Annotated in this window: 10 protein-coding genes; all 10 read right to left on the reverse strand. The window is 47.7% G+C overall.

Annotated features, from left to right (window positions below; genetic code table 11):
• Positions 1-140: 140 nt before the first annotated feature.
• The 10 genes from NYE45_RS27790 to NYE45_RS27835 all read right to left on the reverse strand — a co-directional run bounded on the left by NYE45_RS27790 (position 141) and on the right by NYE45_RS27835 (position 15,556).
• Entirely contained in the window at positions 141-1,433 is a 1,293-nt protein-coding gene (locus NYE45_RS27790; RefSeq protein ID WP_340014764.1) for an ABC transporter substrate-binding protein, read from the reverse strand.
• Positions 1,430-3,187 carry a sensor histidine kinase gene (locus NYE45_RS27795; RefSeq protein ID WP_340014765.1) on the reverse strand — a complete coding sequence of 586 codons (1,758 nt, stop codon included), beginning with the start codon at positions 3,185-3,187 and terminating at the stop codon, positions 1,430-1,432. The genes NYE45_RS27790 and NYE45_RS27795 overlap by 4 nt, the downstream gene beginning before the upstream one ends.
• Before the next feature lie 92 nt (positions 3,188-3,279).
• The gene (locus tag NYE45_RS27800; protein ID WP_340014766.1) at positions 3,280-4,929 is read right to left on the reverse strand and encodes an ABC transporter substrate-binding protein; all 1,650 of its coding nucleotides are present in this window, start codon (positions 4,927-4,929) and stop codon (positions 3,280-3,282) included.
• Between the two features lie 27 nt (positions 4,930-4,956).
• On the reverse strand, positions 4,957-5,826 hold the full coding sequence (locus NYE45_RS27805) for a carbohydrate ABC transporter permease (RefSeq protein ID WP_036612724.1): 870 nt from the start codon (positions 5,824-5,826) through the stop codon (positions 4,957-4,959).
• 15 nt (positions 5,827-5,841) lie between these two features.
• Entirely contained in the window at positions 5,842-6,807 is a 966-nt protein-coding gene (locus NYE45_RS27810) for an ABC transporter permease subunit (protein ID WP_340014767.1), read from the reverse strand.
• A gap of 452 nt (positions 6,808-7,259) precedes the next feature.
• Positions 7,260-8,807, reverse strand: coding sequence for a response regulator (locus tag NYE45_RS27815; protein WP_340014768.1), 1,548 nt, complete (start codon positions 8,805-8,807; stop codon positions 7,260-7,262).
• Positions 8,808-9,083: 276 nt separating this feature from the next.
• Complete coding sequence (locus NYE45_RS27820) at positions 9,084-10,307, reverse strand: MFS transporter (RefSeq protein WP_340017448.1); 1,224 nt, start codon at positions 10,305-10,307, stop codon at positions 9,084-9,086.
• 186 nt (positions 10,308-10,493) lie between these two features.
• Positions 10,494-12,557: a molybdopterin oxidoreductase family protein gene (locus NYE45_RS27825; protein ID WP_340014769.1), complete on the reverse strand. Its 2,064-nt coding sequence runs from the start codon at positions 12,555-12,557 to the stop codon at positions 10,494-10,496.
• Between the two features lie 425 nt (positions 12,558-12,982).
• The gene (locus NYE45_RS27830) at positions 12,983-13,834 is read right to left on the reverse strand and encodes a formate/nitrite transporter family protein (protein ID WP_340014770.1); all 852 of its coding nucleotides are present in this window, start codon (positions 13,832-13,834) and stop codon (positions 12,983-12,985) included.
• 360 nt (positions 13,835-14,194) lie between these two features.
• The gene (locus NYE45_RS27835) at positions 14,195-15,556 is read right to left on the reverse strand and encodes an FAD-dependent oxidoreductase (protein WP_340014771.1); all 1,362 of its coding nucleotides are present in this window, start codon (positions 15,554-15,556) and stop codon (positions 14,195-14,197) included.
• Between the last annotated feature and the right edge of the window lie 69 nt (positions 15,557-15,625).

Genomic DNA, 15,625 nt, shown 5'->3' on the forward strand with positions numbered 1-15,625 from the left:
GACGACTACCCATTTTCATTATACTAGAGGAAATATACACCATTCCATAACAAAAACCCTCACCCGAGTAGAATGAAGGTTGAGCTTGTGAACGACAACAGCCCCAAGCCCATTATATACATATATGATCTAGTCCATTCTTATAACTGCCCACCCAGAATGGCATTCGCCCGCTCACGGAATTCCTTAGCCGCCTGCTCAGGCGTAATTTTGCCAAACAACAGGAGATCATACAACTCACGTAGCACCGCAGTGGCCTCAGGTGCACCTACAGGATCAGGCGGGTCCATCTGGCTGCTGTTATCGGCAACCCAATCAATATAGTCAAACACCTGCGCCAGTTCCGGCTCAACCATCAGCTTCATACGCTCTTTGACACTGGATGAGACGGGCACACCCCGCTCCCCTTTGAGCAGCAGATTGGCATCCAAATCATTCACGAAAAAGCTGATGAACTTGGCAGCCTCCTCCTTATGTCTGGAATTGCCCGCCATGGAGAAAAACATACCTGGCTTCAAGAACAATCCATCCTGGCTGTTTGGCCCAGGCATCGGTGAGATGGTTAAGGGTTTGCCATAACGCTGAGCGGTGCTGATAAATTGGTTGGAATACCCCCAGCTAAACAAAGCCTCTCCCAGATAAAACGGGTCGTTATCAGGCTGGCCAATATCTGAGGTCCAAATATCCGGTGCAAAAATAAGCTTCTTCTCTGCGAGCTGCTGCATCCTACCAAAGTATTCAATAAACAGCCCATCATCCTCATACCCCAACCTCTTGCCATCCTCCGCGTACAGCTTGGAACCATACTGTCTCAAGTAATACGCAAAAAACTGTTCGGGCGTAAAATAGGTTCCCAGATAAATGCCTTTCCCCAGCAATTGCTCGCCCATCCGGTCAAAATCCGCCCATGTCCACGTATCCGTTGGCAATTCAATATCATTAGCCTTCAACACTTCCGGATCATAGATGCTGAGCATGGCGTTTACCCCCAAACTGAGGCCATAGGTTTTTCCATTCAGGCTTCCACTTTCCAGCTGTTCCTTCTCAATATCCGTCGTGTCGATGAGCCCACTCTGCATGTACGGCGTCATGTCCTCCAACAGTTGTAACGAACTGTATTGGGACAGATAGGAGATGTCCATCTGAATAATGTCGGGCAACGCATTGCCTGCCGCATGTGGGGCAAGTTTTCTCCAATACTCGTTGAAACTGCTATATTCGTATTCAATGTTCACATGTGGATTCAACTTCTCATACAGGTCGATAACGGCTATCGTTGCATTGTTGCGGAACTCCCCACCCCACCAAGCGATGCGCAGCGTAATCGGCTCTTCGTCCACAATCATACCTGGTCTTTGATTCAGCTGGTTCACGCAGCCAGGAAGAGTCAGCATAAGGCAGATCATGCCTATGGTTCGCAATAATCTTCTCACAGCCTCTCCTCCTTACCTGGTGATGGGGGTGGCAGCAATACCGTTACTCTCGTTCCAAGCCCTGGCTTGCTCTCCAGCAGTACATCATATTCTTCGCCAAAAGCCAGACGCACCCGCTCCCTGATATTCAGCAGGCCAATGCCTGTTCCTCTGGTTTTCACTTCTCCGCGAAGCACTTGCTCCACATATTCGGGCTCCATACCGGGACCGTGATCCTCCACGATAAGGGCCAGCTTGCCACCTGATATCTCGGCAGACACTCGAATGAGACATGATCCAACCTGTGGTTCCAATCCGTATTGAATGGCATTTTCCAGCAGGGGCTGTAGGGTCAATTTGGGAATGGCACACCCCAGATAGTCAGCGGTCACATGCAAGCGGAAATCCAGTCGCTGCCGGAACCTGTAGGTTTGAATGGTGATGTAATGATTGACGATCTCCAGCTCTTCGGCAATGGTAATGATATTTTGCTTGAAGCTGATGGAGGAACGTAGCAAATATCCGAGTGATAGCACCATACTGGAGATTTGCTCCTGCCTGTTCTTTTTGGCGAGCCAATGGATTGAATCCAGCGCATTATACAGAAAGTGAGGATTGATCTGCGCCTGAAGTGCCTTGAACTCGGTTTCCTTAATGACCAGCTGGCTTGCATAATTTTCTTTGATCAATGTATTAATATGTGTAATCATCAGTCGATACGTACGCTGTAGTAACCCCAGTTCATCCATGTGCTGGTGTGTGGGAATGGTCAGATTGGCATCTATGTTCTCCAGATCTCCATACTGCACTTCTTTCATCTGACTGATGAGCTGCCTGATCGGCCTCGTCAGACTGCGTGCGAACACCATACCAAGCGCGAGAACAACCAGAATGGCGATAAGATAAACGACGATCAGTATATTTTTCAACCATATAATACGTTCAAAAATTTCATCATAAGAGGCCATATTGTAATAAACCCAGCCGGTATAAGAGGATTTCTTCTGGGAAAGAAATATCTCCCTGCCATCCAGATTTTTGATCTCATATCCCCCACTGCCTGGAAGTGGATTCAGTCCGACGGACACCGCTTCCGGAAGCTGGCGATAAGGATAGACCACATCACTGCCTGCTTTTAAAATAATGTCACTGTCCTGGCTATCAATGCCCGCATACTCCTCAACGAGTCGCTCGATATTAATACGCAGAAACAGTATGCCTACCGGTTCCAGAGTCATCGGTTCGTAGGCTCGCACTTGACGCACCATAACCAGCATCGGGTCATCATCATCCGGGTATAACCAGCGCACTGCACCATTGGCCTGCTCCGCAGCCTCAATCATCCGATCATATTTTTCCGGGGATACGGTTAGTGTTTCGCCGTACTTATTCACTCTTCCCCTCGAATCAATCAGATGAACGGACTGCACATATCGTGCAGCCCCACTAATATGCTCCCATAGCCGGTCTGTGATCTTCTTCCGTTCAATAAAGCTTGAATATGCGCTATCGTCATCCAGCAAGGACTTCAAGGCCCTTTGAATTTGAGTATCGGAGATCATGTTTAATGATAACGCTTCCAACTTCTGAAGTTCAACATCCACTGTAGACGAGGAAAGGTTCAGCAGTCGGGACGACTTATCAAACAGCTGTTTGTCATACACCGAGTACGTATAGTACAAGGACCCAAACGCGAGGATGATGATAAACGCCATCATGAACATAATCATCAGAAACATTTTCATTTTGATGCTCAGTTTGCGGTAGGCTGTCATGACCAAAGCGCTCCTTTGAACCACGTGATACTACTAGGTATATCACATGCAGGAAGGTTTTCCCAAAGTTTTAGCGCTCGATTTCTCACGTATTATTTGGACTGATATCGATCATAGGCCGCCTGATGAACCTCAATCGCCCGGTCAATGCCCATGCTCTTGATCGTTTCGGCCATGGTGTCAAATTCGGTGATTGGCTTCTGTCCGCTAATGATCGCAGTCATTGTCTCATTCAAGTACGTATTCACCTGGCTCATAATGGATGTACTTGTGCTTACCTCATCTGTTGACAAACGAATTGGCGGGAGTGTTAATGCCGAGCTTGCTTTCATCCATTCCGCATTCGCCGCACGCTGTCCATCGTCAAATAATAATGCATCCAGATAACGGCTATCCTGATTGATCGGACCGTCCATAATGGATAAGGCATAGGAAGCCAGTGCCTGGTCATACGTCAGACCGTTCGGATTATCAATGATGGTATCTGTGAATTTGACACCTTCCCCGTCACGAACATAACTGTCATTTTCGATACCAAAGTTGAACAGATCACTACCCTCTTCGCTATAGTTGTAGTCCATCCACTGAACAATATATTTCAGTTTGTCTTCGTCTGCAGAAGCCGTAATGGCCTCACCATAAGTCAACACTTTGGCATCCAGATTAAATGTCGCATACGAAGTTCCATCCTGAGATACAGGCCATGGTACGCCGGTTACATTAAAGTTCGGGTCCGTATCTCTCATCAGATTGAAGTATTTCCCCATGCCACTGAATACACCACCCTGATATGCGCCTGCGAGATTGCTGGTGACCTTATAGTCGAATGCTTTTCCGTCATTCGTCATGATCTCGGGATCAATCAGCCCTTCCTTGTACCACTTGGCCATGGTCTCCAAGAAATCACGGTAGCCCGGCTGAATCGGTCCGAATTCCACCTTGTCCCCATTCATCTGGAAGCCACCAATTACGCCAAAAGCCGCTGCAAAATCATGGAGCTTGGTCAGGTTACCCGGACCCCAGTTTCCGGTGAAAGGAAGCTCATCAGCCTTACCGTTGCCGTTCGGGTCCTGTTCCTTGAATGCCTTAAGCACCGTATACCACTCATCAATGTTGGTCGGTACTTTGAGATTTAATTTATCTAGCCAATCCTGGCGCATAATTAAACCGGAAGTGGCATTCAGCTTCAGTGCATCCAGCTTCAGCAGCGGGAACATATAGATCGTTCCATCATCGAGTGCAATCTGCTTCTTCACATCCGGATCGGATTCAATAATCCGCTTCAAGTTCGGTGCATAACTGTCGATCAATTCATTTAACCGGATGATCCGGCCGTCCTTGATCATTTTTTCCGGTCCGCCAACGGCATCCGCCCAGTTATAATAAATGACATCCGGCAGCTCCTTCGTGGAGATCAGCAGATTGAACTGGTCCCGCTGTTGTCCAAGCGGAGGATGCGTGAACTTCACTTTGATACCTGTCAGCTTCTCCTTTTCCTTATAAGCCGCCATATCGCCAAAATTGTTCAAGGAAGCTGTCAGTTTGGCATCATTGGCGCGCCAGTAATCAATGGTAAATGGCTCACTTGTAATCGGTAGCGGTATCTCGGTCAATGCCTGAACCGCAGGTTCTGTCCCCTCTGCTGGTTCTGCATTTCCTGGCTCCTTATCACCCGTACAGCCTGCCAGTAAAGAAATGGTTAGTAACGATGACAACAGGATGGACCCCATTCTTTTTTTCACGCAATTCGCCTCCATAGGATACATTTTTTATTGTTTCACAGCACCGATTAGAGCGCCCTGAACAAAATAACGTTGGATGAACGGATATACCAGCATAATCGGCAGCGTGGAGATAATGATGGTTGCATATTTGATGTTCTCCCCAATGGCAAAGCCGGTATCGGCGCCCGCGCCCATGGCCTCTGTACTGCTGCTGATCAGAATATCACGCATAATAATCTGGATCGGATATAGTTCCTGACTGCGCAGGTAGAGCATCGGTCCGACATAATCATTCCAATGGTCAACCGCATAATACAGCATCATGACCGCCAGGATCGGTTTCGACAAAGGCAGTACAATCCGGAAAAGAATCAGAAAGTCATTGGCACCATCAAGCTTCGCCGATTCGATCAGACTGATCGGAATGCCTTCAAAGTTTGTTTTCATAATGAGGAAATAGAATGTACTGATGGCACCCGGAATAATAAGCGCGAAACGGGTATCCACCATGCCCAGATTCTGAATCAGCAGAAAAGTCGGAATCATACCCCCGCCGAAGAACATCGTGAACGTAATTAATTTCATCAGCGTTTTTCTGCCCATCAGATCACTACGTGATAACCCATAGGCAGCCAGCGAAGTCATGAGCAGATTGATGGCGGTACCCACCACAACATAGAACAAGGTGTTCATATATCCCGTGTAGATGCGAGTATCCTGAAATACTGACTTGTACGCTCCCAGCTGGAAGCCTTCAGGAATGAGCATGAGTGACCGGGAACGCAGCATCTGATCCGGATCACTGATTGAAGAATTGAACACGTACAGCATCGGGTAAAAACATAAAATCATGATCACCACGAGCAGCAGTGTATTGAATACATCAAAAAGTCGTTCCCCTATAGACTGTTTCATCGCTTCACCTTCCAATTACCAGAGACTGGTTGAGTTAAGCTTTCTGCTGATCGCGTTCGCGATAATGAGCAGCGCGAAATTAATGACGCCGTTAAATAGTCCGATGGCGGTTGAATACGTATAGTTCCCCTCCAAAATACCCGATCGATAGACAAAGGTGGATATGACATCGGATGTCTCATAGGTCGGTGCCGTTTGCATTAGCAATATTTTCTGAAAATCAGCGTTCATCACTGCCCCCATGCGCAGAATTAACATGATCACAATGGTTGGCATGATGCCCGGCAATGTAATGTGAAGCAGCTGTCTCCAGCGGCCTGCGCCGTCAATTTTGGAAGCCTCATACAACTGCGGATCAATTCCACTAAGCGCTGCCAAAAAGATAATGGAGGCCCACCCTGCCCCCTGCCATATGTTGGACAGAATATACATCGGACGGAACATATCCTTTTCCGCCAAGAACATAATCGGCTGCAGATCGAAAAAGTCACGAATGACATTAAACAACCCACCGTCCAAAGATGAGAACGTTTTCAACATTCCGACCACGACAACAACCGAGATGAAATGGGGCATGTAACTGATCGTCTGCACCGTGCTTCTGAACCACTTTTTCCGTACTTCATTCAGTAACAGGGCCAGAATAATTGGAGCCGGGAAACCAAACACAATACTGTAAAAACTCAAAATTAGTGTGTTTTTAATCAGTCGCCAGAAATAATAACTTTCAAAAAACATGGTGAAATTGTCAAACCCGACCCATTCGCCTGCCAATATTCCTTTGACCGGGCTGTAGGATTCCTGAAATGCCATCAGCAGCCCGTACATCGGCCCATAGCTGAAGATCAGATAATAGGCTACAACAGGAACGAGCATCAGATACACGTATCCGTTGCGGACAAGCTCCTTTTTCACCGAACTCCATTTGCCAGCTGGCTTCAAACGCCCAGGTTCGATCCCCCGGCTTCGATTCAGCTCCATCCACTCAACCTCCACTCGATGTTCATTACTTAACATGACACTTCTAATGATAGAATCGAGCGCCTTTTCTTCCCATGCTCATTTCCGATAAATGGATGTTCAAAACCGAGTTCCGTCCGACAAAAAAAGACCCTGCTGCCGATGAATGGCATACAGGGCACGATCACAGATTAGATGTAGATCGGATATACAGGTTGCTATCTATATAAATCGAGCTAAAGAATATTTACACTTGCCACTCCGATGACAGAACAACCCTCTGATCGCTGTTATCCCCAGATTTTTATGAATCCCTTTTATAAAGGGAAAATCCGGGGATAACATATGCTTACGATGTAGCTTTCTTTTAGAAAGCTTTTAGGCGAACGCTCCGCTTCTTCGTGTTATTTCTGTCCTCTCCGTTTTCGTGTAAATGTTTAGTTCAATGCTGTATAAGAGACAGCAACGCTGTCCTAGGGAACTTTTTTATACTCGGAAGGAGAGAATCCGGTGTATTTCTTGAACATTTTGCTGAAATACGGCCAGTTGGCACCAAAGCCTGTCTGTTCTGCAAGCGAGGATACGGTGCAGTTCCCGTCCTGCTCCAGAAGCTCCAATGCTTTACGGATGCGGTAACTTAACACATAGTTCGTAAATTTCTCACCGGTTTCTTTTTTGAACATTTTGCCGATGTAGTCTGGATTCATGTATATTTCCCCGGCGATGGACTGGAGTGTCAGTGTCTCGTCCCTGTAGCGCTTCTCCACGATCTGCTTCACACTGCCCACCATCTGCGATTGTCTGGAGCGGTGTTGTTCGTAGCGGCGTAGCGTGATTTCCTTGGCGACGGCAAGCAGAAACTGTTGAAAAGAATGTAAGGTGCTGGATTCAATCATGCCTGGCAACTGGTCCATATACCTTTTCATCTCGGTAGAGCCGCTGAGCCGAATGATTTCCATAAACATCTGAATGAGATAGGACTTCGTTTGGGATATATCGTATCGTAAGTCAGCGAGCTGCTGAAACATCCGGTTCAGTTCTGTTCCGACTTCCTGCCAGTGTCCAGCCTTAATTGCAGTAGCCATCCGCTCTGGATCATATTCGAATTCGGGAAGAGTGCGCTCCCCGGGAGAGTACACATCTCGCTCCATAATGAGACTGCCCTCACCGAGGTAAAAGCGGTAATTGAGATACACCAGCGTCTGCATGTACAATTGTCGTGCCTGTGGAAGATCCCCTGGTTCGCTCAGCGCAATCGTGAGATCATCATGATAATATCGGGTAAATGTGGCGCGAATCTCATCGATATTATGGAACAACTGTGTTTCAGACAACTTGTCCTCCATCATCAATAACACATGCCCACCAACCGTGGTACTTAAGATCGGATTATGAAAAATATCCTCGGCAATGTTCTTCACCGCGAACAAGTGCAAATACTCATGATCCCCCTCAATCTCTACCAACAGCAATCGCACACGTTGATCCTGAAATTGTACATCGAACAATTCCTCGAAATATTTCCATTCCTTGAGGCCGTAAGTTCTGTTGGTGACCAGCTCTTTCAGAAAATATTCCTTGGCATGCGGCAGTACACGCTCCAGATTATATTGGATCGACTGCACAAAACACTCCTGATCGGTCAACTCCCGCTTCTCACTGACCAATTCACTAATAGCCTGTACAAGATGCTCTTCACTACAGGGCTTGAGCAAATAGTGCTTTACCCCATAATGCATAGCCGTCTTCGCATATTCAAACTCCGTAAAACCCGTGAGCATGATAAACGAGATATCCTGATACTTCTCCGCCACAGCTTCAACCAGCTGTAATCCATCCATGCCCGGCATGCGAATGTCCGAGATAATGATATCCGGACGTTGCCGCTCGATCGAAGCAAGCGCTTCCAATCCATCTTGAGCGATGCCGATCAGTTCTGTTCCTAATCGAGACCAGTTCACGACGCTGGAGATCCCGTCCGAGATCATAAATTCATCATCGACCAACAAAACCTTGTACATCGTATGCACCCTCCTGCCTTTAACCAGTTCATTCTATTATATGAGCATTATGCACAAATAGAGGGAAGAACGTTGAATGACATGGAATTGAAGCATAACAAGTCTGATTTCTGAACAATCCTGTCTCATCTCATCGGGAAAATCATTCGTATGTCACCGGCTATTGGAGCGGGTCCTTGCAAAGATAAAAAAACTCCCCCACTACAGGGGGAAGGATAAGGTTGCTTCATATCAATTATCATCAGGGTACGGGAAGATTATTATGTCATTACAACATTACGTATCCAATCCATACTCCTTCAATTCACGATTGCGGTTCAACACTGCGTGCAGCACAAAACCAAGTACCGCAATAGCCGCTGTGCCTGTTGCCAGCCATGCTACAGGAATAAGTCCCTGTTTGTCATACATGACCCCCATCGCATAGGGCCCGATAACCCGTCCAACCGCACCGATTCCACCCGATATCCCGATGTAAAAAGGTGCCGCCCTGCCCGCATGCTCAGAAATAAATGCAGGCGTTGCAGGGGAGATCAACATCTCCCCAAACGTGGCAAGTACCATTGCAAGCACCATGCCTGGATAGCTGTACATGGTAATCATGACAATGTAGGCCATGCCATAGAATACCGCACTCGCGGTCATCTGGGCAGTGGAGGTACGGGCCATGGTCCGTTTCACCCAGCTGGTAAAGGGTTGGCCCACAAAGATCAGCACCCCGTTCAGGGTCCAGAGCAGACCGTACATTCTTTTTTCCATACCCTCAGAAATGATATACGGGGACACACCTGTGTTCCAGATGGAGTTGCCGAATAACAGGAAGAGCACACCCAAGCTCATAAACAGATATAATCGGGTATTACCCAGCAATGCCCAGACGCCCGGCCCATCGGGGACGGTTTTGCGTTTCGTCAGATGTACTTCCCCCTGATCCGGTTCAACCCGTGATAGATAATACCAGAAGAAAATCGCAAATCCGGCCGAGGTCACCCCGTTCAGAACAAAGCTGAGGTGATAGGAAAAGTCAGCCAGAAAACCACTCAGCGCCGTACCAATCGCCACCCCGATATTGTTCGCTACATAGATAATATTGAACAATTCCCCGCGTCGCTCCGCAAACCGGAAGCCAATAAAAGCCTGAATCGCTGGCAGCGACAATGAACTGAACAGGCCGATCCAACCCATGGCACATATAAATACGACCCAATACGCACTAATCCAAGGCAACGCGAACAAACCTAATGCGTTAAGCGCCAATGAACCAATGATCAGCTTCTTCACGCCCACCCGATGATACAACGAACCGCCAAGCAATTGTCCGAAGATGCCGCCCAGGGACTGAATGAGGATCACAAAACCTGCGTTTGCCATCGTTCGTCCAAGCTCATCAAACACATACATGGTGGTCAGCGGCCACATCAAGGCACTGCCGGTTGCGTTAACCAGACTTGCTAATAAAAATATTCTGACTTCTTTTGGATAGTTATCCAGCCATCTCATCATCGTTAATTCATTCTCCTTAATACGCTACAGAACGTGTTACCATGCCAAAAAAAGCCTTTGCCCTGACGGCATAACCAGCCAGAGCGAAGGCCTTTGGAAGTGTTACTTTTTATTGCTCTTTAGATCCTGATACATTTTGTTCTTTGTTTATCTTACCTCAAAAAAATCACGCTGCAAGCACACTCATTGACGCTTCACTTCAACAGTGGCCGAGAAGAAGGTCGCCCCGTTACCCATGTCCGACAATCGATTGGAAGTGAGTGAATTCGCCCGCTGCTTCTTCCCGTCACCATCCCACCATAAGCCTTGGCTGATGACGGTTCCCGGCAACATAGCCTCACTTACCTTGGCGGTAAGTTCGATACGTCCACGATCATTCCATACCACTACTGCATCTCCATCCTCCACGTTTCTGCGGGCAGCATCCTCCGGGTGCATCTGCAATAGAGGCATCTTTTCCAAACGTTGATGTTTGGCTGAATTACCAAAGGTGGAGTTCAGGAAATTATGGTTTGGCGGTGACAGGAACATCAACGGATACGTATCGGCAGGTCCAGCCGGATTCTCCCCATCATATCCTTCAACCAAAGCACTATAAGTAGGGAGCGGTGGAAGACCTCTCTGTTCCATTGTCTCTGAGTACAATTCAATTTTGCCTGAAGGCGTGGGCAGCTGATCCAGAAATGCAGCATGTGGCGTCATATCCAGCTTCACGAATCGGTGCTGCTTCAGTCCCTCCAACGTGACTCCATTCATGTAGGGGTTGCCTGTGTCCTGGAGAGCGTACTCAATCATCTGTTCCGGCGTTTCTCCGAAGATTGCAGGATCGTACCCCATAGCCTGCCCAAGCAGTGAGAACAGTTCCACATTGCTCTTGCTCTCCCCAATCGGTGCAATTACCGGCTCTTGCAGATGAACGTACTGATGCCAATAAGAGGTGTACAGGTCCGTCGCTTCAAAGGAAGATGTGGCTGGCAATACGATATCTGCATATTTCGCCGTATCCGTGATGAACAGATCATGCACAACCGTGAACAGATCCTCCCGTGCAAAACCTCGCTCCACCCGCTCGGTATCCGGTGCCACCACCAGTGGATTGCTGCAGTAGACCATCATGGCCCGGATCGGCTGCTCTGCTTCCAGCAACGCTTCACCAATCCGGTTCATATTCACCACTCGCGGCTCCCGATTCTGCCGCAGCTCCGGACGTTCCAGCGCGTCGCTATTCGTGCTCGCATAGCCGTTAGTACGAACGGCACCGCCGCCTTGCTTCAGCCATTGCCCTGTGATGGCAGGCAGACATGCAACGCTGCGCACGTTCATGCCCCCATTATCATGATGCTGGAGGCCATTGCCGATGTGAATATGAGCTGCCTGTGCGTTGCCGTATAGTTCGGCCAGCTCCACAATGGTTTCCTCCGGCACGCCAGTAATGCGTGCAACACGTTCAGGGGTGTAACTGCGGACATGATCACGCAGTGCCTCATGTCCCACCGTATATTTTTGCATAAACGCTTCATCCGTCAGTCCCCGTTCGAACAGCACATGCATCAATCCTAGCGCCAGTGCGCTGTCCGTGCCCGGATACAAAGGAATAAACCAGTCGCCCCACTGGGCGGTACGATTACGATGAACGTCGATTACGACGATCTTGGCGCCTTTCTTGCGGGCTTTCTCCGCCAAAACAACCTGGTGCATATTCGTACTAACGATATTCCCGCCCCATACCAGGATGAGATCCGCATGCTCCGTATCTTCCGGCACCGTTCCATGGTTGGCGCCCATCGTATATTTCCAGCCGGTATTCCCGGCCGCATTACAGATCGTCTGCTCCAGTACACTCGCACCAAGCGCATTGAAGAAACGTCGGTCCATGCCGTCTACGCCGAGAATGCCCATGTTACCGTAAAAGCTGTAGGGCAGGATGCTCTCCGGGCCGTAAGTCTCGGACAATGCAGTGAATTTGGTCGTAATCTCGCGAATTGCTTCATCCCAACTGATTCGTTCGAACTTACCTTGCCCTTTGGCTCCTACACGTTTCATCGGATATTGTAGACGCTCAGGGTGATACACCCGCTCGGTCATATTTCTGACTTTATTACAAATGGCACCCTTGGTGATCGGATGATCCGGATTGCCTGCCACCTTCACAATTTTACCGTTCTCTTTATGTAACAACAGACCACAAGTGTCCGGACAATCGAGCGGGCATACCGCTGCAAATACCCCATTCTCCTGATCGATCATCGTATGGCTCCCCCTCTTTAAAAAAACTATCCCTATATCATATCTTCTTCGAGGTTATCACGTAAAGAGAACAGTATATTTTCGCCTAATAATAACCGCTATAGCAGCTTTAAATTATTTTCAAAAAATGTTTTATCGTTTGATTCAACTTCAGAATTCAGGGGTAAATTAAAAACAAGGCATTAGGCTAGTGTTTCCCCACTTCCTCCTCATGCCATATCATGGACCACTCCCGAAATTCGCCATGAACAGGTTTCGTTCCCCCGAACCTTGTCATGGCGAATTTATTTTGCATTAAACTCCAATAAGGTTCCCATACAAAAAACGATCCCGCCCTGCTACATCACAGCATATTCGCCATGAACCGAGCAAGATCAGAATCGTCTTCACTTCTACTATAAGGTGTATATACCGCGCTGTACCCGCTACGCCTGTTTGCTCCACATTCCTCTGGCCTCCGTCTCCACAGGTTCGATCGATGTTGCTACCTCTGGTTTCACTTTCGGCTCAGCTTGACGCAGGTACACCACCCAATAGGCTGCAGCTACAAACAGAGCACCACCTGTCAGATTCCCGAGCCATACTGGAATGAAATTCATCACGTATTGTCCCCACGAATAATACCCTTCGAAGATTGCTGCAGGGATGAGAAACATATTGGCTACAACGTGCTGGAATCCAATGGCCACAAATGCCATCGTTGGAAACCAAATGCCCAGTACCTTGCCACTCATCGTATCTGATGCATAAGATAACCACACCGCCAGCGCAACCAGCCAGTTACAGCCGATACCGGAGATAAAAGCCTGCAGGAAGCCGTCATGCAGCTTATGCCCAGCCATATCCACCACTTTCGCCAGATATACACCCTCTCCGGTCAGACCAAGCACATGTCCAAACGCGTACGCAACAAATAAAGCTCCAACAAAGTTGCCAATCGTCACTAAGGTTAGATTTTTCAACATGCTACCTGCGGATAATTTCCGTGCAATCGTCGCGAGTGGAACAGCCATCATATTTCCCGTCAGCAACTCGCCACCACCGATGAGTACCATGATCAATCCCACTGGGAACACCGCTGCTCCAATCAGATTAACCAGACTCCCCCACTCTGCCGGAGCAGACGCAATCACCCGAATATCCAGTAGAAAACCCAGCGCGATAAAAGCCCCTGCCAGAAAACTGAGCACCAGTACAGAAGACACCGGATATTGAGCCTTTTTCATACCTGTTTGCGTCGTATATTGTGCAACCTCAAGAGGTGTTTTTGCTGCCATATCATTCATCCTCTCCTTCATTGTTCATCGTTTGGGAAAACAACCTAAAACACTTAACTTTGCGCTTAAACCCTATCACAATTGTATCTCGGTACCACGTAAAACTTTGTGCAAATTATCACAATCTCATTTATAAAAATCGTTATTAAATTTGTCATTCAATGACTATGACAGCAAGAGATATGCGCATGTTACTATGTACCTCCATACAAATATCAAAAAGACTGACGATATGTTCGCCAGTCTTTTTGCATCTTATGAGTCAGATGTTTATATATTTATCTACTTTGATTCCTAGCCGTGCTATTGAGTCACCTATCCTGTTTGGTTATACTCTCTGTTTAAGCATATTCTGCTTCCTTACACCATTGCTGGTGCTTTTACTTCTATTGGAGGCAGTGCTTGCAGACCCGCCGTGTTCAGGAAGTTCCACGGTTTGTTGTAATGTGGCTGGAAGAAGAAGTCGATGAAGGCCAGCTCATCTACGGTCATGTTGTTTTGGATGCATACCGAGATCGTATTAATCGATTGGGTCAGATCCACCTGAGACATCACCTGTGCTCCGACGATCCGACGAGTTGCCTGCTCATATACCACTTTAAGCAACAGTTTTTCAGCCGTTGGCATGAATTCCGGACGGTAGCTGTCTTCCAGTACGACAGATTCCACAATCAGACCTTCTTCAGCAGCAGACATTTCCGTCATGCCTGTACCCGCGATATTTTGCTCATAAATTTTGATACCCGATGTTCCTTGCGTACCCATATACGGTGTCGTAGGACGTACCAGGTTGCGAGCTACCAGTGTACCCATCCGCACAGCGTTGGTCGCCAGTGGAATGTACGCTGCTTTACCTGTCGGGTTGTAATGAATAGCACAGCTGTCACCCGCAGCGAAGACGTCTTTTTGACTGGTTTGCATATATTTATCCACGACGATTGCACCGTTCGGCAGCATATCCACTTGGCCTTTGAGCAGCTCTGTATTTGGACGGAAACCAATGCACAGAATAACCAGATCGGTTTCAAACTCCCCTTTGGACGTGATTACCTTGGTCACTTTGCCATTCTCTCCAGTAAATTTCTGTACCGTTTGACCGAGAGCCAGCTTGATACCACGTCCAGTCAGCGTATCTTCGATTGCATCGGTGAATTCAGGGTCCAGGTATTTGTTCAAAATCCGGTCCACACTGTCGATCAGGGTAACTTCCTTGCCGTTCATCTGGAACGCCTCAACCAGTTCAACGCCGATATATCCTGCACCCACAACGGTAACGCGTTTGGCATCTTTGGCTTTTTCAATAATCGTGTTGGAGTGATTGTAGTTTTTGCAAAGTAAAATATTGTCCATCTCAATGCCTTCAAGCTTCGGAACGACAGGCCATGAACCCGTTGTCACGATCAGTTTATCAAACGTATCTTCAAATTCTTCCCCGGTTTGCAGGTTTTTAGCCCGAAGGGTATGACCCTTGGCATCAACTGCTGTAACTTCATGAAGCATCTTGGTTACAACGCCGAGATCTGCCAATTGATTAGGCGAAGAATAGAACAAACCGTCAGCGTCTTTCACAACTCCACCTACGTAGAGCGCAATGCCACAAGATAGGAAGGAGATATTGTCATTGCGCTCATACACCGTGATGGTAGCATCCGGGTACAATTTGGCGGTGTTTACGATGGCTGCGGTCCCTGCGTGTGTACATCCGATAACTGCGATTTTCATTAAAAGTTCCTCCTCGAAATATATAAATGAGTTTTGAATATAAGGTTGTTTTAGTTGTGAAATATTTCA

It is taken from the genome of Paenibacillus sp. FSL K6-1318, from assembly GCF_037976905.1.
Lineage (GTDB): Bacteria > Bacillota > Bacilli > Paenibacillales > Paenibacillaceae > Paenibacillus > Paenibacillus amylolyticus_A.